At 38.6% G+C, this 23,199-nt stretch carries 17 protein-coding genes and 2 tRNA genes; 4 read left to right on the plus strand and 15 right to left on the minus strand.

All coding sequences use genetic code 11. The features are described 5' to 3' along the window. Nucleotides 1-124: 124 nt before the first annotated feature. From CEQ21_RS09930 to queG, 5 genes are all read right to left on the minus strand, one after another. Entirely contained in the window at nt 125-2,020 is a 1,896-nt protein-coding gene (locus tag CEQ21_RS09930) for a PrkA family serine protein kinase (protein WP_185764484.1), read from the minus strand. A gap of 177 nt (nt 2,021-2,197) precedes the next feature. Beyond that, nucleotides 2,198-2,947, minus strand: coding sequence for an oxygen-insensitive NADPH nitroreductase (gene nfsA, locus CEQ21_RS09935; RefSeq protein ID WP_185764485.1), 750 nt, complete (start codon nt 2,945-2,947; stop codon nt 2,198-2,200). A 132-nt stretch (nt 2,948-3,079) separates the two neighbouring features. After that, nucleotides 3,080-3,565 (minus strand): tRNA (uridine(34)/cytosine(34)/5-carboxymethylaminomethyluridine(34)-2'-O)-methyltransferase TrmL, encoded by a 486-nt coding sequence (trmL, locus tag CEQ21_RS09940; RefSeq protein ID WP_185764486.1) that lies wholly within the window; start codon nt 3,563-3,565, stop codon nt 3,080-3,082. A gap of 77 nt (nt 3,566-3,642) precedes the next feature. Further along, nucleotides 3,643-4,512 carry an amidase domain-containing protein gene (locus tag CEQ21_RS09945; RefSeq protein ID WP_185764487.1) on the minus strand — a complete coding sequence of 290 codons (870 nt, stop codon included), beginning with the start codon at nt 4,510-4,512 and terminating at the stop codon, nt 3,643-3,645. A gap of 96 nt (nt 4,513-4,608) precedes the next feature. After that, entirely contained in the window at nt 4,609-5,742 is a 1,134-nt protein-coding gene (gene queG, locus CEQ21_RS09950; RefSeq protein ID WP_185764488.1) for a tRNA epoxyqueuosine(34) reductase QueG, read from the minus strand. A gap of 95 nt (nt 5,743-5,837) precedes the next feature. Between queG and CEQ21_RS09955 the strand changes: the two genes are divergently transcribed. After that, nucleotides 5,838-6,503: a B3/B4 domain-containing protein gene (locus CEQ21_RS09955; RefSeq protein ID WP_185764489.1), complete on the plus strand. Its 666-nt coding sequence runs from the start codon at nt 5,838-5,840 to the stop codon at nt 6,501-6,503. A gap of 217 nt (nt 6,504-6,720) precedes the next feature. On the opposite strand, the gene CEQ21_RS09960 is transcribed toward CEQ21_RS09955, so the two are convergent. Together CEQ21_RS09960 and CEQ21_RS09965 are read right to left on the minus strand one after the other, a co-directional pair. Further along, a tRNA-Gly gene (locus CEQ21_RS09960) sits at nt 6,721-6,794 on the minus strand. 282 nt (nt 6,795-7,076) lie between these two features. Further along, entirely contained in the window at nt 7,077-8,552 is a 1,476-nt protein-coding gene (locus CEQ21_RS09965) for an MFS transporter (protein WP_185764490.1), read from the minus strand. A 411-nt stretch (nt 8,553-8,963) separates the two neighbouring features. Here CEQ21_RS09965 and CEQ21_RS09970 point away from each other — a divergent pair, with 411 nt between their 5' ends. Then, nucleotides 8,964-9,755 (plus strand): formate/nitrite transporter family protein, encoded by a 792-nt coding sequence (locus tag CEQ21_RS09970; protein ID WP_185764491.1) that lies wholly within the window; start codon nt 8,964-8,966, stop codon nt 9,753-9,755. Between the two features lie 60 nt (nt 9,756-9,815). Here the strand turns inward: CEQ21_RS09970 and CEQ21_RS09975 are convergent, their stop codons facing one another. Beyond that, on the minus strand, nt 9,816-15,983 hold the full coding sequence (locus CEQ21_RS09975) for a lamin tail domain-containing protein (protein ID WP_185764492.1): 6,168 nt from the start codon (nt 15,981-15,983) through the stop codon (nt 9,816-9,818). A gap of 290 nt (nt 15,984-16,273) precedes the next feature. Here CEQ21_RS09975 and CEQ21_RS09980 point away from each other — a divergent pair, with 290 nt between their 5' ends. Continuing rightward, nucleotides 16,274-18,493, plus strand: a complete 2,220-nt coding sequence (locus CEQ21_RS09980; RefSeq protein WP_185764493.1) for a choice-of-anchor I family protein — start codon at nt 16,274-16,276, stop codon at nt 18,491-18,493. Nucleotides 18,494-18,599: 106 nt separating this feature from the next. Here CEQ21_RS09980 and CEQ21_RS09985 read toward each other — a convergent pair whose 3' ends face one another. The 6 genes from CEQ21_RS09985 to CEQ21_RS10010 form a co-directional block, all read right to left on the minus strand. Further along, the gene (locus CEQ21_RS09985) at nt 18,600-18,752 is read right to left on the minus strand and encodes a hypothetical protein (RefSeq protein ID WP_185764494.1); all 153 of its coding nucleotides are present in this window, start codon (nt 18,750-18,752) and stop codon (nt 18,600-18,602) included. Nucleotides 18,753-18,814: 62 nt separating this feature from the next. Beyond that, entirely contained in the window at nt 18,815-19,036 is a 222-nt protein-coding gene (locus tag CEQ21_RS09990; RefSeq protein WP_127736580.1) for a hypothetical protein, read from the minus strand. Nucleotides 19,037-19,115: 79 nt separating this feature from the next. After that, nucleotides 19,116-19,973, minus strand: coding sequence for a type II toxin-antitoxin system SpoIISA family toxin (locus tag CEQ21_RS09995; RefSeq protein ID WP_185764495.1), 858 nt, complete (start codon nt 19,971-19,973; stop codon nt 19,116-19,118). Between the two features lie 288 nt (nt 19,974-20,261). After that, nucleotides 20,262-20,900 carry a nuclease-related domain-containing protein gene (locus CEQ21_RS10000; RefSeq protein WP_185764496.1) on the minus strand — a complete coding sequence of 213 codons (639 nt, stop codon included), beginning with the start codon at nt 20,898-20,900 and terminating at the stop codon, nt 20,262-20,264. A 151-nt stretch (nt 20,901-21,051) separates the two neighbouring features. Continuing rightward, nucleotides 21,052-21,876 (minus strand): hypothetical protein, encoded by an 825-nt coding sequence (locus CEQ21_RS10005; RefSeq protein ID WP_185764497.1) that lies wholly within the window; start codon nt 21,874-21,876, stop codon nt 21,052-21,054. A gap of 24 nt (nt 21,877-21,900) precedes the next feature. Beyond that, entirely contained in the window at nt 21,901-22,494 is a 594-nt protein-coding gene (locus CEQ21_RS10010) for a matrixin family metalloprotease (RefSeq protein ID WP_185764498.1), read from the minus strand. Nucleotides 22,495-22,723: 229 nt separating this feature from the next. Between CEQ21_RS10010 and CEQ21_RS10015 the strand changes: the two genes are divergently transcribed. Then, entirely contained in the window at nt 22,724-22,936 is a 213-nt protein-coding gene (locus CEQ21_RS10015; RefSeq protein ID WP_185764499.1) for a helix-turn-helix transcriptional regulator, read from the plus strand. 174 nt (nt 22,937-23,110) lie between these two features. Here the strand turns inward: CEQ21_RS10015 and CEQ21_RS10020 are convergent. Beyond that, nucleotides 23,111-23,191: transfer RNA gene (locus tag CEQ21_RS10020), tRNA-Leu, on the minus strand. Nucleotides 23,192-23,199: the final 8 nt, after the last annotated feature.

A 23,199-nucleotide genomic window follows, 5' to 3' on the forward strand; every position in this document is an offset into this window, starting at 1 on the left:
GCATGGTGTTCAAATAATTTACTAATAATTTAGATAATTAAACAATATGGTCAAATGACAATTACTTTTCTATATGGATAAAAGAAGGAACAGACAAATCCATGCCCGTTCCTCCCTTTAATCATCAGCGATTTAATAGACTTCCAACATAACGCAGCAAATCATTTGCAGAGGTTGAATTGTAGCCATGCTCATCAATAAGGCGGGCAATGACCTCATTCACTTTTTTGAGCTGCTGCTCATCAGGTGTTTTAGTGGACGTTGTAATTTTAACGACATCCTTCAAATCAGCAAATAGCTTCTTCTGTATTGCTTCTCTCAAGCGGTCATGAGAGTTATAATCAAATCTTTTTCCTTTTCGTGCATATGCAGAAATACGGATAAGAATCTCTTCACGGAATGATTTTTTCGCATTTTCAGAGATGCCAATTTGTTCTTCAATCGAACGCATCAGCTTTTCATCAGGATTGATTTCCTCGCCTGTAAGTGGATCGCGGAGTTTATTCTTGTTGCAATATGCCTCCACATTATCCAAATAGTTATCCATAAGTGTTTTAGCTGATTCTTCATAAGAGTAAACAAAAGCCTTTTGCACTTCTTTTTTCGCAATTTCATCATATTCCTTGCGAGCAAGAGAAATGCAATTCAAGTACTTTTCACGCAATTCATTCGTAATGGATGAATGCTGATCCAAGCCATCCTTTAAGGAGCGAAGCACGTCTAATGCATTGATTGTCGTGATGTCCTTACGGATGATAGTTGATGAAATACGGTTGATTACATAACGTGGATCAATCCCGCTCATGCCCTCATCGCCATATTCATTCTTTAATTCTTTAATGTCAGCCGAACTGAAGCCTTCAACACTTTCACCATCATAAAGACGCATCTTCTTGACTAAGTCAATATCACCTTTTTTCGGTTCCTTCAGTCTTGTTAATATTGTGAATATTGCCGCAATTTTTAATGTATGTGGAGCAATGTGCACATCTGCAACATCACTTTCTCTTATCATTTTTTCGTAGATTCGTTCTTCCTCAGATGCCTTTAAGTTATATGGCACAGGCATTACAATGATACGTGAATGCAATGCTTCGTTTTTCTTGTTGGAAATAAAGGAGCGATACTCTGTTTCATTCGTATGTGCCACAATCAATTCATCGGCAGAAATAAGAGCGAAACGGCCAGCCTTGAAATTCCCTTCTTGTGTTAAAGAAAGCAAATGCCATAGGAATTTTTCATCGCATTTGAGCATTTCCTGGAACTCCATCATCCCTCTGTTCGCCTTGTTTAATTCTCCATCAAAGCGATAGGCGCGCGGATCTGATTCTGATCCGTATTCAGCGATTGTCGAGAAGTCAATGCTTCCAGTTAAGTCGGCAATATCTTGAGATTTCGGGTCAGATGGGCTGAATGTTCCAATTCCTGTACGTTTATCTTCTGAGAAGAAGACCCGTTCAACCATAACATCTTCAATTTTCCCATTATATTCTTCCTGCAGTCTCATTAAATTTAATGGTGATAAATTACCTTCAATGCGAATGCCATATTCATCGTAAAAATCCTTGCGTAAATTTTGCGGAATCATGTGAAGAGGGTCTTCATGCATCGGGCAGCCTTTAATTGCATAAACTGCGCCTCGGTCTGTGTATGTGTACTCTTCCAATCCCCTTTTCAGCATGGTTACAAGTGTCGACTTACCGCCACTGACTGGCCCCATAAGCAGCAAAATACGTTTTCGGACATCTAGACGTTTTGCCGCAGGATGGAAATACTCTTCTACTAAGCTTTCTAATGACTCCTCTAAACCAAATAGCTGATTCGAGAAAAATTTATATTCCTTTTTCCCATTTACTTCATCAATGCCAGCGTCTTTAATCATATTGTAAACACGTGAATGCGCTGATTGAGCTACCCATGGCTTTTCCTTCAAAATCTCCAAATACTCAGCAAATGTTCCTTCCCACTTAAGCAAGTCTTCTTCCTGTCTATACATCTCGATTTTTTTTAATATACTCATATGGACCTCCCCTGTCACTTTATCAGAGACGATTAATATAATCTATGCAGGCAAGAGAATGAACATGCTTAAAAAGATAAGCTTTGTTTCAAAACCGAGCTGAAGTGCTATTAAGCTAATTGATCAAAAGCCCGAAAAAAAAAGGAATTCTCGTTATAAGAATTCCTTTTTTCACCTTTATTTTAAATCGAATTTTTTTTCTTTTACAAATTCCTTCATATATAAACGAGATTTTTTATCTAGCATGCCTACCAGTTGGGCTGTCCATGTATCGCTTCTTTCCTTGTTTGTTCTTTCTTGGTAGTAAGCAGAAATGATGTCGTTATATTCTACTAGCTCTTGCTTGTACGTGTCCAAGTCTTGTTCATATTCATTTTCATGATACACATGATGGAAAGGTACTCTTGGTTTAATATCTGTATGCTGATCTGGATAACCTGCGACAATGGCGAATAATGGCAGCACTCTGTCCGGAGTTTTTAACAGTTCAACCACCTCTGGCAATTGATTGCGGATTCCGCCAATATAGCAAATACCAAGTCCCATTGATTCTGCAGCAAGAGCTGCATTTTGGGCTGCTAGGGCTGCATCAATAAGGCTGACCATAAATTTCTCTGTGCTTTCAAGGGATGTAGTAACATCCTTTCCTTCCATTGTTGCTGCAACGTCATGGCGATGCAGATCTGCACAAAATACGAAAACATGTCCATTCTCAGCAACATAGCTTTGATTGCCGGCAAGCTCTGCTAGTTTCTTTTTCTTTGCTTTATCTGTAATGCCGATAATGCTGTATGCTTGAATGAAGCTTGACGTTGAAGCACTTTGAGCTGCTTCGACAATCGTTTTAATTTGCTCGTGAGTTAATTCCTCATCCTTAAATTTTCTTACAGAACGATGGTTCAGCATCGTTTCAATTACATGATTCATTCCATACATCTCCATCTTTTTGTATTTTCGTCTATCCTCATTATAATTAAAAAGGCTCACAGCTAATAATAATCTGCTCTTAGCCTCTCCATAAAAAAACAGGGATAAACCATACGGCTTATCCCTTAAAAGTTATTCGTACTTTTTATTTAAATCACGATAGTCCTGCTGGCGCAGCGCTTCATAAACAAGAATTGCCGCTGTATTTGATAAATTCAAGGAACGGATATGGTCTGTCATTGGAATGCGCAATGCTCTGTCTATATTGTTTTCAATAATATCTTTCGGCAAGCCTGTCGTTTCTCTGCCGAAAATGAAATAATAATCCTTGTCCTTGTCACTGTAATCAAAGGAAGAATGTGGCTTCGTGCCAAACTTCGTCAGATAGAAGAATTCTCCATCTTTATTTTCTTCAAAGAAAATGTCAATGGAATCATAATAACGGATATCGACATGCTCCCAGTAATCTAATCCAGCTCGTTTCAGCATCTTGTCATCTGTTGAGAAGCCTAATGGACGAATAAGATGGAGCACTGTATCTGTTCCAGCACAAGTTCTTGCGATATTGCCGGTATTGGATGGAATTTGTGGTTGATATAATACGATATGTAAAGCCAATCTTGTCACCTCTATCAATTACTTCATTGTTTATTATACACCTTGCCGGCAAAAAAATAATGATTTTGCTAATTTCTTTATTGACCGTCAATTATTGAGAAAAAGCGGTATTTAATATTTGGTGTATATGCTGTTGAATCTTCATATGCCCAATATCTCATTCTGCTGTTATACGTATGGGCATTTACTAATGGTTCCCCATTTCCATCCTTGGCAGTCACAATTGTTGTGTGATTGTACTTGCCGTCACCCTCGAAATCATAGCAAATAACATCACCAAGCTTTAATTGCGATACATCGCTTACCACTTTTGCCCGCAAGCCCTGCTTTGAAGCTTCTAGATACCGAGGAAAGGCATTGGCGACAGCCCAGCTGTAGCTCCAACTGTTATTCTGCATCCACCATCCGGTCCCCCTGTTTGGATAACCTCTCATAGGCGCCCCTCCAGCACGGACGCATTGGGAAATATAATTTGTGCAGTCCACCTCAAATTGGTGATAAGTAGGATTATAGCTATTCCACCATTTTTCAGCATATTGAACTGCTTTCCGTCTGTCATACGTATATCGCACCTCATCCATCTGTGCATCAACTACACTTAAGTCCCTCATTAAATCATCCTGAGGTGAAATAAGAATTTCCTTATCTTCTATTAATATCCCTTTATAAAAAATCCCTCTTCGGTTTTCAATCTCTTCCTCTACATAAAAATGATCCTTCTGCTTAATAAAATATTGAAGATGTACTTGATAATCCACTTCCTCTGTATCTTCCTGACTGTTAATCACCTGTATATTTCCACGTGCCTTCACATTTACAATAGATGAATTCCGTCTTTCAAAAAGCCTTGTTTTTCTTTCAAATTTATCATCTAAAACAGGACCTCTGCCATCTGCAACACATTGCTGCATTCTTTTTTCCAACAGCTCTAACAACTGAATTCTCAATTTATACACTCCTTTCCATGCTTATACATATGTAAAGGAGCTTCATACCTTGCTAGAAAATCAAAAAAGGAAGACCCGAAAGTCCTCCTTTTATTCTCAAGATGACAGACGGGCAAGTGCATCCTGCATTTCCTGCAGCACTTCTTGGTCTGTTTCTGAATTGCTAATTGCTTCTAAAGCCTGCTTTGATTCAGTGCCGCCAATTTTGCCTAAAGCCCAAGCAGCAGTTCCTCTTATAACAGGTCTTGGATCATTTTTCATTACGCCAATGATATCAGGCACTGCACTTTCCTCCTTGAAATGGGCAAGTGCAATAATCGCATTCCGCTGGATTGGCTTCTTCCCTCTCCAGGAGCCTGATATATGTCCGTACTTCTCTTTAAATTCCTTATTGCTGATCGTCAAAAGCGGCACAAGCAGCGGCTTAGCGATTTCAGGATCTGGTTCCATTTCAATATGATTATGGAAATCCATGCCTTTGTTTTTCGGACAGATAGTCTGACATGTGTCACAGCCGTATATTCTATTGCCGAGCTTCTCTCGGAACTCTTCTGCCAAAAATCCCTTCGTCTGTGTCTGGAAGGCAATGCAGCGCTGTGCGTCAAGCTGTCCGCCTTGAATAAGCGCGCCAGTTGGACAGGCATCAATACATTTATTGCACTCTCCACATTGGTCCTCCATCGGTGTATCCGGTGTGAGAGGCAGATTTGTAATCATCTCTCCTAAATATACGTAGGAGCCAAATTCTGGAGTAATAATGGCACAGTTTTTTGCTGACCAGCCAACCCCTGCTCGTTGGGCAACAGCCCTGTCAACTAGCTCACCTGTATCTACCATTGATTTACATAGTGCGTCCGGAACTCGCTCCATAATATATTTTTCCAGCTTGGAAAGCCTGTCCCGCAACACAACATGGTAGTCTGTTCCCCAGGATGCACGGCAAAATATTCCCCGTCTTGCTCCTTTTTTACTTGTGACTCGCTCCTTCATTTTTGAAGGGTATGCTAACGCAATGGAAATAATCGATTTCGGTTGATCCAAAAGGAGGGAGGGATTCACTCTTTTTTCTATATCCTTCTCCTCAAAACCTGATTGATAGTTAAGCTCTTGCTGCTTAATCAATCTGATTCGCATTTCCTCAAAGGTGCTTGCCGTAGTAAAGCCAATTTTATCAATTCCAATTGTTTTGCTGTAGTCGATAATATCCTGCTTCAATTGATCGTAGTCCATGCTGCTCCCTCCTTTCTTCTTCTTTGGTTTTTTGGTGTTTTTTCGCTAAAATAATAGCATAACATATAGACATTATTTATTGGAGGTACATATTATTGGATATTTCAATTACAAAGGAACTCGCTTCGCTTATACCTGGCTTTAAAATCGGGGCAATTTTCTATAACAATATTGAAGTTGGCGAATCACCGCAAATGGTGAAAGGCCGTTTACAGCTTTTCCAAGAATCCATCTATTTCGATTTACTTGAGCAAAAAGTCCAAGACATTCCGTCGATTCAAGAATGGCGCCAAATTTTTAAAAGCATCGGCAAAGATCCGAACCGCTACCGCCATTCTGCTGAAGCACTATACAGGCGGGTTCACAAGCAGAACTATCTGCAGCCAATCAACAGCAGCATTGATTTGAACAATTTCTTTTCCCTTCAATACGGAGTGCCAATCGGCGTTTATGACCTGGCTAAATTAAATGGTGACATTACAATCAGGCTTGGAAAAGCAGGTGAGCAGTACACAGGATTGAATGGCAGAGATAATTCACTTAAAAACTTAATTATAAGTGAGGATGTATCCGGTCCATTCGGCAGTCCTTTTGTTGATTCGGACAGAGCCCCAGTGACGACTCATACAAAAGACGCTGTCCAACTTGTTTACCTACAACCTTCCACACAAAAAGAAACAGCAGAACGTATGGTAGCTTCTTTAATGGATATGTTCGTTCAAATTCACGGCGGGCAGGCACAATTTTCAATTGTCGAATAAACAGGAAAATCATCGAATAAACAGGAGCATGTTCAATTGCTTGAGCATGCTCCTACATATCTGCAGTGTATCCCGTTCCTTCCCCGCTGAAACAAAAAGTTATCCACAATTCAAATCATTTTAAGAGTTATCCACAGGGAACAGAAAATCTCCCCATAATGAAAAAACGCAATGCTTCGTTCTTCTTTGAAACGAAACACTGCGTTGTGACTATGTATGGAGCGGGTGATGGGAATCGAACCCACGACATCAGCTTGGAAGGCTGAGGTTTTACCATTAAACTACACCCGCATTTTCAATAAGTTTCTTTACGAAAGAACTACTTATTTTTAACACGTTTTTTATTATATAACTGCAGTTTTAAAAAATCAACTACTTTTCGACATTTTTTTTACAAATATTAAATTTTGATGTTTGGTTTTCAACTTTTAAGGACTAACTTTTTACTATAGTATGAAGACTTTCTTTAAATAGTACCTTGTAAATAAAAAAAATTAGACCAGAGTAATTGTCTGGTCTAACTTTTTTTGCAAACAGAGCTAATCAGCTATGATATATATATCTATATACCTTTTAAAATATATTCTTCCGCTCCTTTAAGCCAAACATAATTGTCAAAAGCATCAGTATTCCAATAATAAGGACGTACAGGTTAACAGCTCCGCTGACTCCTAATGCTTGAGATAGGAAACCTAAGCCAATTACGGGCAGGCTAACACCAAGATATGTGATGACAAAGAATGTTGAAACGATATTCCCTTTCGTTTTTGACGGAGATCTTTCATTAATTAAAGCAAGGCTGCCTGCATAGGCAGGACCGTTTCCTCCACCGATTAGCACTGCTGAAATAAGCAGCAGCACCAGTGATTTTGCTGCTAGTGTAATGACAAGCAATATAAGTCCAAGTGCCAGCAATATATAGCCAATAGTTATCATCGTTCGTAATGAGAACTGCTTCAGCAATATTTGGTTTGCAGCTGCGGCAATTAAACCTAATGCAACGACAATCCCTGAAATAGTTAGTGAGTGTACTTGTGTAAAGCTTGATAGATTAGCAGGAATCAAGCTCATGAACATGCTGATAATCGACCATGCTAAAAATGATGTAATGGATGCTAATATAAAACTTTTCAGCATTGATTTTGGTACATACGGCTTTTTCAGTTTAACAGGCTGCAGACCAGGACGAACATTTTCATTCAAGAAGAACAAGGCCGCAAAGCATGGCAGGATAAACAGTAAATGCGCATAGTATGATAATCTCAATGGGAACGGTGCGAAATCGCCCAGCAAACCAGATAAAATCGGGCCAATTGCATTACCTAGCGTTACAGCCAAGGCGCAAATAAGTGCCGTTTTCTTTTTGTCCCTTTTCTCGTCTAATTCGGTCAAAGCCGCAACAGCAACACCATTTAAAATCCCAACAGACAAGCCTTGGAACAGTCTTGCAAGCAAAAGCATGCCAAGACCGTCAGCAATCGTGAAGCACGCGGTGCCGATGATCGAAAACAGAATTCCCGGTATTAATACCTTCTTCCTACCAATCTGATCCGAAAGCTGCCCTGCAACCATAATTGCCGGTATCACAGTAAATGCATATATAGCGAAAACTAATGTAATCATTCCTGAAGAAAGTCCCCACTCTTGACGGTAGAGTGTGTAAAGGGAAGCAGGAATATTTGTACCAAATAGCGTTAAGAATAAACAGCAAGCAACAAGCCAGAAGGACATCTTTTTGCTTAATGTCCGTTGTTCTCGCATTACTTGGATAGAGCTTGTGCGCTGCATAAGTCTTTGTTGGAAAGCGGAACGGGCAATCGCTGAAGCGTCAATATCCACAACATCCATTAAGCCTTGCAAGCCGACAATCAGGTTTTGAACCTGATGCTCTTCTGCATTGCTTGCAATCCTGATTCTTGTAGTCTCTTTATATTTTTTTGTTTGAATACTTTCTATATTAACTTCGTGTGCTCCAAATAGATTGGATATACGAGCCAGGACTCCCGGCTGATCTATAACTAGCATGGAAATACGATAATCAGAAGCCAACAGCTCTTCACTCCCTTACTCAAGTATCTTTACTTATATTGTAAAGCATGAATAAATATAAAGTCTATACACTTGTAAGAAAATATAACATGAAAATATCGACAAAATGTGCCAACCGGTGTAAATACTATTAAATCAAGGTTTTTTAGGCTCTTCCAATTATATGACTTTATTGAATTTACTTTATTTTCAGAAAACTTTTGCATATTTTTTGTATATTTTATTCATTCTTTTTATAATGCAGTACCGCTGTCTCTCCTAAAAAATGAACATTTCATGAACATACATATATATTGTGATTTTTTTCACAAATATCCATTGTAAATATCAACAACAACATTCATAATATGGTTATCAAATGTTTCCATAGTGTTAACACATATATAAAAGCTTGAACTTGGAGGAATCGTGATGGAAGGCGCATCTTTATATCAAGTAGAAAAACTGGCCTTAAAAAAATGGAAAATATTCAAACAGAGCAAATTTCGATTTTTCATGCGGGCTGTTGTTGCGAGCATGTTTATTGGCTTTGGAGTAATTGTTGCATTCAAAACAGGAAACTTCTTTTATGCGGAAGGCTCCCCCTTCGCTTATCCTGCGGCGGCACTCGTGTTTGGCGCTGCCATTATCCTAATAGCGTACGGAGGCGGGGATTTATTTACAGGCAATACCTTTTACTACACATATGCGGCATTGCGAAAAAAAATTGCTTGGCGGGATGTCTTTAAGGTTTGGGGCACAAGCTATGCAGGTAACATATGCGGCGCTATTTTCTTTGCTGTCTTCATCTACTTAACAGGCTTGTTCAAGTCACATGAGGTGAATGAATTCTTGCTGCACGCTGCCCAGACAAAGATTGAAGCACCAATTAGCGAATTGTTTTTCCGGGGAATCCTTTGTAACTGGCTTGTCTGCCTTGCCTTTTTTATTCCAATGTCCCTAAAAGAAGATATTGCAAAAATATTCGCGATGATTTTGTTCGTATTCTGCTTCTTTATTTCTGGATATGAACACAGTATTGCTAATATGGCAACCTTCTCTATCTCCCTTATACTTGATCAAAATCCGGCCATCACATTGCCTGGCATCATCCGCAATATTATTCCTGTCACATTAGGTAATCTAGTTGGCGGCGTTGGATTTATGGGCGTGATGTACTATTATGTAAACAAACCGTTTATGGACGATATCGACGAAAAATAAAAGGAAGCCTGAACACATTGTTCAGGCTTCCTTGCTTTGAGCAGAGCTGAGTCTGCTGCTTTAACGATCTTGAACCATTTTAGCTCTTCTTCTAATGATTGCATATATGCTTATACCAGCTGCTGCCAGTACTGCACCAATAATAAGAAGATTGTAATTATCTGTAGCCGTGTCTGGAAGGACAGAATCATTACTGCTATTATTATTAGCTGATGCTGAGACGTGTTGGACATTGCTTCCCTTTTGTCCACTTGTATTCAAATTGTCATCTCTAGAATTATTACCTGTATCTGTGGGCCCTGGAATATTTCCGATATTATCTGATGGATTAGACGCCACAGGTTTCTCTCCATCATCACCATCAGTTGGATCGGTGCCTCCCGGTGTTTCTCCGTTATCTCCGTCAGATGGATCGGTGTCTCCCGGTGTTTCTCCGTTATCTCCGTCAGATGGATCGGTGTCTCCCGGTGTTTCTCCATTATCTCCATCAGATGGATCGGTGTCTCCCGGTGTTTCTCCGTTATCTCCGTCAGATGGATCGGTGTCTCCCGGTGTTTCTCCGTTATCTCCGTCAGATGGATCGGTGTCTCCCGGTGTTTCTCCGTTATCTCCATCAGATGGATCTGTAGGCGTTTCTGTATCGTCCTCTTTGGCTCCCTTTATAAAAGTCCAAATATCAGATACGGCACTGCCTGTATAATCATCTGCTGCAACAGCATACCAAGCGTATTCGTTGCCCTCCTCAAGACCTTGCCACTCGATTTCTGCTGTCTTGCCGCTTTCTACATTTTTCTGTTTGCCAATTTCATCATCTGTATAGACATTGACGGCAAAATAATCTGTTGCGACTCGTTTCTTTTCTGCTTCAAGATCCATATTGATGATAAGCTCATCCTTGCCTGGATATTCTGCAGGATCATAGAAATTATAATCATCAAGATATGGTGAATAGGTGTTAACAATTATCCGGTTATTATCCTGGTCAAAGTGGAGCAGCTTTAAGTAGCCTTGCCCGCCTTCTGGCCCGCCTTGATAATCGCCAAGCATCTGATACACTTCTCTATCAGAGATTCCATCACCATTATCGTCCACTTCACTGATAAGTGTTTCTGAATCATGGTAATGACCGCTTAGCACTGCAAGCACATTTTTATTTGGTTTAACAACTGCTTCATAAATCTTATCACCAATTGGACTTCTGTTACCTGATACTAGCAAATATTCATGGAAGTTCAGAATTGCTTTGCGATTTGGATATTGCTTAAGAACGTTGTTCATCCAGGCAATGTCCTCATCATCTACACCCCAGCCCATATACAGCATAATAAAGTCGTTTCCGCCAGCTGAGATTAAATCATAATGTCCGCGATTGTTTTTGTAGGAATCACCATAATAGGATTTGCTGTTGAATCTGTCAGCACCGAACCACTTATAGTATTCATTGTAATCATTCGACAATTGGTCAACATCATGGTTCCCTGCCAGCACTCCATATGGAATGTTGTTATCATCCAGCACCTGCATATATTCATCTGCATATTGCCATTGCTGTACCTTATCTGATTCATCAACAAGGTCTCCAGTATGGAAAACATACTTTATCTTCATTTGCTCTTTCATTTCTGCAATCCATTCTGTCTGGCGCTTGAAAATATACGGGTAACTCTCTGCATAGTATTGTGTATCTGACATCCATACAAACGTGTAATCGTAATCATCTGGAGTGCTTGGAATTTCATCCTGAATAATTACATTGATTTTGGAATCCTTCGCAAATTCCTTCACAGATGCATCTGCTTTTAATTCAAAATCAGCATTGCCAGCGATTTTATAAGTGAGCATTTTCCATTTGTTCTCACTAAAGCTCCATGCATACATGGATACCTTTCTGCCCTCGAGCGACTTTCCGCTCCATGCAAGCTCAACTCTGTCATTTTCATCTACAGATGAATCTAGTTCGACATCAAAGCGATGATATGGAAATTGTGTATCCGAGTCTGTTGTTAAATACTTCCCATCAAGGCTTGAAACTGTGTTTATTTCCTCTTCAGTAAGAGCTGCTTCTCCAGCCGGTTTTTGATCTGTAGGCGGCTCTGTGTCACTTGCATGCTTGTATGCATTCACATTGCTGCTTTTCGCTGAGTACTTGAAGCCCTTATAAAACGTGACATTCAGTTTGTCGTTAGTCGGATCTGCAACCTTAACCTTTAAAATCGGGTTGCCCTTGATGCTGTCAGCAATATCTGCAGGAGCTACAAGCTCAGGCTTAGTTGGGTTCTCATCATTGACAGTAAAGGAAACCTGTTTATTAGCGATATTTCCAGCCTTATCTGTCGCAGTGATTGTTAAAACATGCTCACCAGGAGAAAGCTTGGAAGATGCCGTCTCATAAGGAACTTCAATTACTTCATCGTCAAGCATTGCCTGGAACGACTCCATTCCAGCTAATTCATCACTTGCCGTAGCATTAATAGTAAAGGCGCCTCTGTATTCTTGTTTCTTCATATTAGTGTCAATTACTGGTGCTGTATTGTCTACCATCACTGAAACAGATGTTTCAGTCTGGCCATCCTCAGCACTAATTGTATGCTTTCCGTCTGAAACAGTTTTGCTGTCCCAATTATAGGCCGCAGCACTTGTCTGCTCACTAGTCAGCGTGAAATGAAAGTGCTCGAATGGGCGATATGTTCCGTCGTCACCCATATCATATATCTTAGCAGGATCACTCTTTTCAGGGTCTCTGATAATAGAGCCATCAGCTAGAATAAGTCTGACATTGCGCAAAGAATAATCATCCCTATTTTCTTCACTTTCTTCCAATTGGAATGGGGAAGATTTATTTCCAGCACGAACAGTAATTTCATTTATGCCCTGCTTCAGTTTGTCAGCGTCAATCGGAATTGTGAAGGTTTTCCAATAAGACATATTATCTTTATCCAGTAGCTGGATAATTTCATCACCCATCGTGATGGCGTTTTTGAAATACATATTCAGCCCGCTAATATCAACAGCTAAATATGCTTGTGTTTCCAAGGATGGATTCATTGCTGCTGACAATTCTTTTCCATCAATGAAAAGCTTCACTTTTTCTGCATCATGACTATTGGAAGTTCCTTTCAGCAGGACATTGCCGCTGACAGTGCTGCCATCCTTCACATTAAGTCGCAGCTTTTCTGTATTTTCCGGATTATTTATTTTGATTTTGTGATTCTCTGTCTTCACTTCATTTACGCCATCAGATGCTGTCATATAGTACTCAACATACTCTTTGGCAATAAAGTTAGCAGCATAAATCGTCGTTGTATACAGATTGTCATTGCCATCCTTTTTAAGAAGGAGACGCTCATATTTCTGTTCACCATTTGTACGATAATAAACAGCTACTGTTTTTATCCCGTTATTATCGTTTGCTTTAGCAGAAACAGTAATATCCTCTATCCCAGTGTCTGTCAATGCTGTCGTATTTTCTATTGTTGGCGGTGTTGTATCCTCCTCCACCTGAACAGACTTACCAGGTACTTGATTAGCTTCCACACTTCCTGGAGTTCCTTGCTTTACACCACTGCTTATCTTAATGGATGTTGTTGAACCATCTTGCGGAAATTTGTACAAAATCCCCTTGTCCGCAACAGTATCATCCACTTCAAGAACATCATTATAGTAAGCTACATTGATTTCCTCTTGTGTGTTTGTGGCTATTGCCACTCCTCTTAAGCCACTGTTCGCCATTCCGTCACTTTGGATGCGGACAATGTCTTTGTTTTCAACTAGTTTAGTGCCATAGTTGGCATTAAAGTCCGCTACTGTCTTATCTCCATTAGCATTGTTAATAATCCAGAATACCAATGTTCCTTTTGCAGGAATAACAACATCCTCAGGGATAGACGGCCAGACGACATCACTTGCAGGATCTGCCCCATACCTGTATTGAATCTTATAATCTTTAAAGTTAACAGGTTTATTTGTATTGTTATATACTTCAATGAATTCATAACCATCTGCTGAGTTGACATTTGAGCTGTCTGGCACCAATTCCGTTACAAATAGCTTTGGCACCTTCGCATAATCGACATCAGCTTTTTTGATTTCCACAGTATATTTGCCAGTTTCCGCTTTGTTGAATCCATCACTAGCTTCAATATAGTAAGTCAGATTAGAATCAACGTCTTCTGCTGGAATAATCGCCTTAAACTTGCCTTTTTCCTTTGTGTCCTCTGTCATGGACAAGGAGATATAGTCTTCTGTTGATTCAGTCTTGTAATACAATGTCGCAAACGGGTTAGCTTTATCATCAGTCACAACTGCCTCTACGGCAATATCTGCGAAAGCTTCCCCAGTGCTCACTGCTTCATGGCTAATAGTAGGAGCCTTTGTATCTTCTGTTTGTTCAGGAAGTTCTACCGGTTTTGTTGGCACCTGTCCCTGCTTCAGACTGCCTGGAGTTGGATCTGCAAGCACTTCAAGCTTTGCCATCACTGTCCCGCTTTTCGGGAATTGATATTGAATGACTTTGCCATCATTATTATTCTCTGTTCCTAAGTAGGACGCAGAAACAAGCTCACTTCCGCTTCGATCCTTAATAACGACTGCCCTGTTGCCACCATTAGCAAATCCAGGGAAAGCATCTGTGAAAGACAATAGGCTGTCATCTGTTAAACTTGTACCAAACTGACTGTTAAAATCAGCAAGTGATTTTCCACCATTATTGAACCAAAGTACAACTGTTGTTTGCGGTTTAATAACTGTGTCTGGCACTTTAAAATTAACATCTTCCCTGCTGCCATCTGTGTAACGATAGGCGAAAGAGTAATTAGTCAAAGGCAGCGGCTGATTGGAATTATTATAAAGCTCGATATATTCATAATAGTCTGTTCCGCCACCTTGCGAATTAGGAGCCAATTCTGTTACAAGAAGCGGTATGGAGCTATATGTATCTTCCTGTTTGTCTACTTCAATCACATATTCCTCTGTTTTGGCTGTTGCACTTCCGTCTGTCGCCTCCAAGAAATAATGAATATTTTTAACAACATCTTCTTCTGGAATAACTGCAGAATAGCCAGTACTACTGCTGGAATCCTTGCTCATAAGCATAGATTGATAAGTGTCATTTCCTTCTTGTTTATAATGAAGAGTTGCTGATGGAATCTTTGCATTATCTGTAATATCTGCTTCTATTTTGATAGATACAGCTTGCTTGCTGTTTTTGATTGGGTTATGCGAAATTTGTGGTGCTTCATTATCGATAACAGGTGTATCAATCTCCACTTGCTTAGCTGGAACTTGTTCATCTAAAAGTGAACCTGGTGTTGGAGCTGCTTTTATTTGCAGCTTATCCATAAGAGTTCCGCTAGCAGGATAGCGATAAGCAACCGTTAATCCAGTATTATCTGTTTCGCCAGGCATGTAGTTCGCAGAGATAATTTCATTTCCTGCAAGGCTTTTAATCGCAACTGCTCTATTGCCACCATTTGCAAAACCTGAAAAATCGCCTTTAAACGAAGTGACCTGACTATCACTTAAGGATGTTTGAAAATGCTTGTTAAAATCACTGATGCTTAAATCATCCTTATTAAACCAGATTACTTGCGTTTTCCCTGAGGCAATAGACGTATCTGGTAACTGGAGAAGCTTATCAGCTTGGCTTTTGTCTGTATATTGGTAGTAAAATGCATAGCTTGCTAGATTGAGTGTTTGATTCGTATTATTATATACCTCAACATACTCATATAAATCAGTACCCTTTGAATCTGGAGAAAACTCTGTTATTAATAACTGTGGGTACTTGCTGAAATCTTCTTCAGCCGGTTCTTGTTGCTGCTCCTTCTTTTCCTCCTCCTGCTGCGATTCCGTTGCAGGCTGTTCTAGTTGTGCTGGGTCTTGTGCCTCTTCTTCCGTTTGAGACTGTGTATTCGATTCTGTTTGTACATCTGTGGAAGAAGACTTATCTTCCTCTTTTGTTACTGTTTGTTCCGGTGGCTGTGTTTCTTTTGTCTCTTCTGGCGAATCACTTGCTGGTAAAGTTTGCTCCTTTTCAACTGTTTCTTCAGAGCTGTTTGCCGTTTCTGATTCCCCGTCAGATGTTGACGGAGCTTGCTGAGGATCTAAAGGTTGTGCTGCATACGATATTGCAGGTCTACTGCTTGTAAAGATAGTAGAAAAAAAGAATACAACCATAAGTACAAGTAACATCCATTTCTTACTCGTCTTTCTCCCCTTGCGATTAATCATATTTGCCTCCTCTGCTTATTCAAATGCCACCCTCGTCCATCATAATAAAAAGTTTTTAAACTGCTTTTAACAATTTGTGAATAATTGTTAAGAAAAGGGGATATATGTAAACGAATTGTGAGAATTATATTTCCCGCAAAACAGAAAATGGATTAATCCCTTGTCTCATCTGCGTTATTCTTTATTTACAAAATGTAAACAAAAAAATTACATAATTCAGATAGTTATACCATAGTAGAAAGTTATCCTATTTATAGATTTATACATATAGAGGAGGAACAAGAGGAAAAATGAAGCTACCAAAAAAATTAAAAGGAATTTCCGCATTATCACTAACAGGCCTAATGATGTTTTCTGCCTATCCATCTCTCACACTTGCCGAAGGAAGCTTAGATGTGAAAAAAATTGCCAGTTACAGTACAGGCATAACGGATGAGGATGGCGGCGTTGCCGAAATCGTCAAATACAATAAGGATAATGAGAAATTCTATGTCATTAACGGTAAAGCCCAGACAATTGATGTTGTAGACCTGTCAGGTTTATACTCCACAGAAGTACAGAACCTCCAAAAAGAGAAGTCGATTAACATTGCTGATGCAGTCAATTCAGACTCCTTTCAATATGGTGACTTAACGAGCATAGATATTAACACAGATAAAAAAATTATTGCTGCAGCTGTGCAGGATGCTGATTATACGAAAAATGGCCGAATCGTTGTCATCAACTATGATGGAGAAGTTCAGGAAACATTTGAAGCAGGTGTACAGCCTGATATGGTTAAAATTTCAGCAGATGGGACGTACATCCTGACTGCAGACGAAGCCGAGCCAAGACAAGGACTTGAAAACGGAGTAGATCCAGAAGGTTCTGTGACAATCGTTAATTTCGATACGAAAAAAGTTAATAAAGTAAAATTTGATGATACAAGTGTGATTAATCAGGATGTACATATTCGCAATGGCGGCACAACAGCTGATGCAGTTCGTGATCTTGAGCCAGAGTATATTGCTTTAAACAAGGATGCAAGTAAGGCCTATGTAACATTACAGGAGAATAATGCAGTTGCTACAGTTAATGTAAACACAGGCAAGGTGTTATCTGTTAAATCATTAGGATACAAAGACCACTCCTTAGAAGGAAATGGTCTTGATGCAGCCCGTAATGACAAAATTGAAATTAAGCAATTACCAATTTTAGGTGCATATATGCCTGACTCAATCACGCAAACAGAAATCGGCGGTGTTGAATATCTCCTTACTGCAAATGAAGGTGATGCGACAGAGTGGGAAGAATTTGTTAATATCGAAGACTTCAAAAAAGTCAAAGATTCTATTACCTTAGATACTTCCCTGTTTAAAGGCTTTACGAAGGAAGAGGCAGAAGCAGCCTTTCAAGAAATGAAGGATTCAGGAGACTATGACAAGCTAGAGGTGCTTACAGACAGAGGCACAGACGCAATTTATACATTGGGCGGCCGCTCGTTCTCCATTTGGAAAGCAGATACGATGGAACTAGTATACGACAGTGGCAGCGATTTTGAGGATATTACAGCAGCACAATACCCAGATGTATTTAACTGGTCAAACGATGACGATGTTTTTGAGAAACGAAGCGCCAAAAAAGGGCCAGAACCTGAAGATGTTAAAGTCGGTCAAATCGGTAATGATCTTTATGCATTTATTGGACTTGAAAGAATCGGCGGTTATATGACCTATAATATTTCTAATCCTTCCTCCCCAACATTTGCTAACTATTTGAATACTAGAGATTTTTCTAGTGCAGTATCAGGAGATGTGGCACCAGAAGGTCTGGAATTTATCCAAGCAGTGGATAGTCCAACAGGCAGACCACTTGTACTTGTCGGCAATGAGGTAAGCGGTACTGTTTCAGTTAATGAATATCAGACAGAACAGGTTATCCCGATTGAAGGAATTACTCTTACTGAAACAGAAGCAGCATTGGAAGTCGGCAAAACTTTAGCCCTGACTGCTGCCGTTAAACCAGCAAACACAACAGACAGCAAGGAATTAACATGGATAAGCTCTGACGCAAATATTGCTGCTGTAGACGAAACAGGATTAGTTACAGCTGTAGCACCAGGTACTGCAACTATCATCGTGGAAACTGCTGATAAACAGCATCAGGCAACAAGCGTTATTACAGCTACAGCACCAGTTGTAGTTGATGATGAAACTGATGCCGACCCAGATACAGATACAGGCTCAGATGAAGACACGGAGACAGACACAAATCTTCCTGATGAAGATACATCTTCACAAGACGATCAAGATAATTCTGGCAACGAAAACAATAGTGACAATAACAGCAACGAGTCTGATGACAATATCGAGGTTGTTGAAACTGTTACTGCAAATGACGACAACAACACTAATAATGGCAATGCACTTCCAGATACAGCAACGAGCAATTACAGCTTCTTATTGTATGGCGGTATCATTCTTGCCGGCGGCGGTATTCTTTACTTTATTGCGAAGCGCAGATTAGCATAAATGCAAAATCCCCCTTATTGCAAAAGGGGGATTTTTTCATTTCTTTGATAGACAGAAAAAAACAGCTTAACCTAAGCTTCGGTCAAACTGTCGTAATATTTATATGTTAATCAAGTATTTTCGTCTTTAGTTGCTGTAATTTGAATTTCAGCTGTGCATTAAGCTCCAATAAGACATCTTGCTCCAAATCGATCTTTGGAAGCTTTCCGCTTGGCTTTTCCAGTAAAAAGGGACTTTTTCTTTTCTTTGATGTCATCATATTCCCCCACGCTGTTTTTAATAAGCTTAGTATATTTACTGTATAGGCAAAATATGTGTTGCTTAATCATGCAGATGAATAATATTTGTTCCTCTGGCAGTCTTGTTGTATTTTAAGTGATTGACCACTTCATCACTCTTTTCAAACAATTCCCTCGTATATAAAGCTGTAGGAACATGTGGAAGAGATGATGTAGATTTTTTGACAATAAGAGGCGATTGGTTCTTTTTTCTCATCCGACCAGCTTCTCTAACTGCAGGCATCGTGTAATCTTTGTCCTCCATGATATCTGTTCCTTTCCTTGTTTATACTTCTATTTTATCATCATATCCTTGAATCTTCCACTTAAAAGAGCGCCCGTTTTTATTGCTCTTTATACCATGTGTGAATTACTGCAAGGTCAATAATATAGTCAAAATCGATCTGCAGCAGCGGCTCCTTTTCCGATTCAACAGAAATGATGACAGGATGAATCAATTTCGTGAAAGGAATAAGCACAATCTTTTTGTCTAATTGCACAATTGTCTCTTCATTTAAACGGTTTAGCTGATCCTCATCCAGTTCAATTCCGAGAGTAGTCCCGACTTCAGCAGTAAAGATGCTGTCATCCTCCTTGCAGAAAACGGTAATATCCTGTCTGCACACTTCTCCATAAGCATACAGGAAATCCTCAAGGCTTATCCGGTAGTCTTCTATGTCTGTCCAATCCTGTGTTCCAAATGATACTGTCGCAATACTGTCCAAAATCGTCGTGAACTGTTTACTTCTGCTTTTCGTCTGAATGATTACTTTTTTCATCTCATCATTAATGCTTTCTACTTCATTAATGCTTTCTACTTCTGCTACTCCGATTCTTTTTATATTCGGTGTGATAAATATCGCCAAGTCAACAAAAACAAACATAAGAGCCATCAATGCATAGCTCCTCCATTCGCTCTCCTTAAACCCTATATCCATCAGCAGCAAAATCATGCTAACAATAAACAGAAAATACCATGTCCGTCTCAGGTTTTGCTTGGATTCTCGGAAGAAAATTGGAAACGCCCAGCTAATATATAACATAATAGCCGTAAATCCAATTATTAAACTCCATTTATTTCCCTGTAAAAAAGCAACAGCCTCATTGCCCCAATAATTTTTCGTCAACACTATAAGGGCGAAAACAATAAGCGGAAACGCTAACTTGATTATCAGCTTCTGTGAATCCTTTCTAATCATCATCCCTGTTTCCTTCCCCTCTTTTTTAGCAGTGATTGAAGATTGGACAAGTATAGAACTCTAGCTGTTTTAGGTTAATTATAACTTTATAGTGTTATAGTAATTCTACCAAAAATATGGATTTATATGGAATGAAAACTGTTGTTTTTAACCAAAAACACCAAAAATAGGACATATTTGCTAGAGTAACCTATTTATAGTTAATCAGACTAAAAAAACAGGGAATAATGTTTTTCCCTGTCAGATTGCACAAATTATCATCCATTTGGAGATCAAACTTGAATGTTTTTCTTACGGGCTGCTGCTTTGTCCGTCTTTCTGCAACTCGTCCACATGCAGCTTTCGTAATTCAGGGGATGTGACATTTGCCTTTTCTAAAGCACTATGCATAATTTTAATGATAAGATCTGAAAATATTGGATTTGGATTAACCAGCTTAAGTACATTACATTTTCTTGTGATAAAATTGGAAAGCTCTGTATCATATACAATAAGATCATTTGATTTCATTTGTCTCAGTTCCTCATTAACTTTAAATACGGCTCTTTTAGTAAAGGAAATCATTGATACATATGTTATCCCCTTAACAGCGCTCAAAACAGCTTTAATAGCCTCTATATGCCCATAGTTTTGATTAAATGGGTTCATCATTGGAAACTTCCCATTAACACTCCAACTCTTTCGCTTGCGGTCACCGTAAATCGTTCCTTTGTAATTTTTTGTTTCTATTACAAAAATGGCATACGGAGTAAACACAATATGATCAATTTGAGAATAGCCAGATTTGGCTTTGCTGTTTTTGATAAGCAAATCGCTGAGATACAAGTAATTTTTTGGCAGCTGGTCTAACTGGATATTTATCTTATATTCTCCTAATTCACCAATTCTGTCCGCAGTAACTTTTGCTTTTATGCCCTTTTCCTGAGTCATTATTTCCACTCTTTCTCTGAATGTATGTATATATAACTATTTTACTTATTGAATACACAAAAAACCAGTTCCCTATTTTTTTACTAGGAGCTGGTTTAAAGGAAAGAAATACATTCTATATCCTATAATATTTCCATCCATTTGTTGAATTTCATCTAGCTTCGTTCACTAATTTAGTTACTTCTTCGTTAACTTTTTCCTCGACCTCTACTTCTTCTTCAACGAAAGTTTTATCAGTTTTTGTTCTAGCCTGCTTAAGCATTACATCAAAATTCTCAGCCGGCCTCATGTATTTACTGCTTTTCTTGTCATAATCAAATTTCGCTTGATATGCCCCAATAAAAGAATAATAATCAAAATCTGTTTTAAAATCAGTTTCAGATTTGCCGTATCCATTTAAAAAGGCAACCATTTCATCACCTTTTGATGATGGTTTATGTCCATTCAGTGTAATGAGATAAGTTTCCTTCAATTCTTCTTCAGTCAAATCAGGAAATTTCTCATCCATTCCATCTTGTTCTGCAGTAATATAACCTCCCTCCTCCAGTATTAATATTTCACTGCCTTCTAAGCTTGGATCACCATTTAACACTTGATTAATTTTAAAGGTTAGTTTTGTGTAAGGATAGCCTTGTGCAGTTTCTTTATCTATGTGCACATAATTCTCAGTAGATACCACTACTCCCTCAACTGCTATTTCTGAATCATCCACTAACTCTCTAGCATTCTCGTACTTAACTACGAATGATGCTTGAGTTTCTATAATAGTAGCATTATCTACCGAAATTTCTTTATTATTGTCTACAAGGTTTTTTTCTTCTAAAGAACTATTTGAAGTATCTTTTTGAGAAACTGATTCAGTATGATTATTCTTTTTTTCTTGCTCTTCAATCTGTGATTCGTTCCCTATGCTTCCACATCCAGTTAAAATGAACATCGATAATATCCCAAACCGTATAGACCTTAGGTTTTTCATTTTTCTTTCCTCCTAAACTATAATTTATTTATAAAGATAATTGATTCCGTTATACTCATCTTTATATGGATATTGTCTTGGTGCTTCATTTACTAATGAATCCATTAACTGATTATTTGTATGATTTAAACCAAATGCATGTCCTATCTCATGACTGATAACCGACTGCTGGTATTTAGAATATGAACTATTATTCATTAAGCTTTTAGAAAACTCAATCCTTGTCCAATACCAATTTTGGGCATTAGCATTAACATTTGTACTATTCACCATGAATCGTGCTCTTCCCATAACACCATTAGCTATGGATGATATTGCATAAAAGTCAATGGTACTAGCACTTTTACTTGTTGTTTTTCTATAAGAAGTTGGGGTTAATATCCCAGCATATTTGGTAGAATCTATCCATCTATCAAAAGCATTATTAATTTTAGTAGAATAAGTACTTGCAGATGAATCTACCCAAAAATATTTTTTACTTTTCCCATAATTCCCAATACCAGATGACATTTTATGTCCATTATATGTAGAATAAGCATTGGTGTTATTTGGCACTAAAAAAAGTAAACATACGAAAATAATTATTGTTATCTTGACATATTTCTTACTAATTTCCATGTAACAACATCTCCTTCTGTTTAAAATAAAGAAAAACCAATATCACCTGATAATAGATTTAAATGTATTTCTCACTCAGTTCATTTTGTATACCCTTACTTTTTTAGTCTATCTTATTTTCTAATAAATTCAAAGAAACTACTTGTTGCTTCTCCTTTAATTTAAAAACTCTTTCTCTTATAATTACTTTCAAATAGAATTTACTTTTTTGTCCAGGAGGATATAACATTTGAAATTCGCCACATGGTTACGAAGAAAAAGGGAATCCCTTAGTTATACGCAAGCATTTGTTGCAAAAAATCTAGGGGTTACACGGCAAGCAATAGTACGCTGGGAAAATGCTAATACTAGACCCAATTATGAAATGCTTTTAAGGCTATTAGACTTTTATGGATGCTCAAATGATGAAATTTTAGAGTTTCTGAATACCATTAGAATTTAAAACCAATCAATACGGTTTCTAGTATAATACTTAAGGAACCAAATTGGCCGGATTTAATAAGCAGACTAAAGAAGTGAGATGATCTGTTTTAATCAATAAAGAAAGTGGAATTAAACCATGATAAACACGAAAAAAAGCTCCCTACATTGTAGAGAGCCTTTAATTTATACATGATACCGGTGGCCGGGGTCGAACCGGCACTCCAGAGGAACACGATTTTGAGTCGTGCGCGTCTGCCAATTCCGCCACACCGGCGTAATAAA

Origin of the sequence: Niallia circulans, assembly GCF_007273535.1 — a bacterium.
GTDB classification, from domain to species: domain Bacteria; phylum Bacillota; class Bacilli; order Bacillales; family Cytobacillaceae; genus Niallia; species Niallia circulans_B.

Coding starts and splice junctions, on each gene's coding strand:
- CEQ21_RS09930 (WP_185764484.1), bottom strand. CDS start 2,020: ATGAGTATATTAAAAAAAATCGAGATGTATAGACAGGAAGAAGACTTG.
- nfsA (WP_185764485.1), bottom strand. CDS start 2,947: ATGAATCATGTAATTGAAACGATGCTGAACCATCGTTCTGTAAGAAAA.
- queG (WP_185764488.1), bottom strand. CDS start 5,742: ATGGACTACGATCAATTGAAGCAGGATATTATCGACTACAGCAAAACA.
- CEQ21_RS09970 (WP_185764491.1), top strand. CDS start 8,964: ATGGAAGGCGCATCTTTATATCAAGTAGAAAAACTGGCCTTAAAAAAA.
- CEQ21_RS09975 (WP_185764492.1), bottom strand. CDS start 15,983: ATGATTAATCGCAAGGGGAGAAAGACGAGTAAGAAATGGATGTTACTT.
- CEQ21_RS09980 (WP_185764493.1), top strand. CDS start 16,274: ATGAAGCTACCAAAAAAATTAAAAGGAATTTCCGCATTATCACTAACA.
- CEQ21_RS09985 (WP_185764494.1), bottom strand. CDS start 18,752: ATGATGACATCAAAGAAAAGAAAAAGTCCCTTTTTACTGGAAAAGCCA.
- CEQ21_RS09990 (WP_127736580.1), bottom strand. CDS start 19,036: ATGGAGGACAAAGATTACACGATGCCTGCAGTTAGAGAAGCTGGTCGG.
- CEQ21_RS09995 (WP_185764495.1), bottom strand. CDS start 19,973: ATGATGATTAGAAAGGATTCACAGAAGCTGATAATCAAGTTAGCGTTT.
- CEQ21_RS10000 (WP_185764496.1), bottom strand. CDS start 20,900: ATGACTCAGGAAAAGGGCATAAAAGCAAAAGTTACTGCGGACAGAATT.
- CEQ21_RS10005 (WP_185764497.1), bottom strand. CDS start 21,876: ATGAAAAACCTAAGGTCTATACGGTTTGGGATATTATCGATGTTCATT.
- CEQ21_RS10010 (WP_185764498.1), bottom strand. CDS start 22,494: ATGGAAATTAGTAAGAAATATGTCAAGATAACAATAATTATTTTCGTA.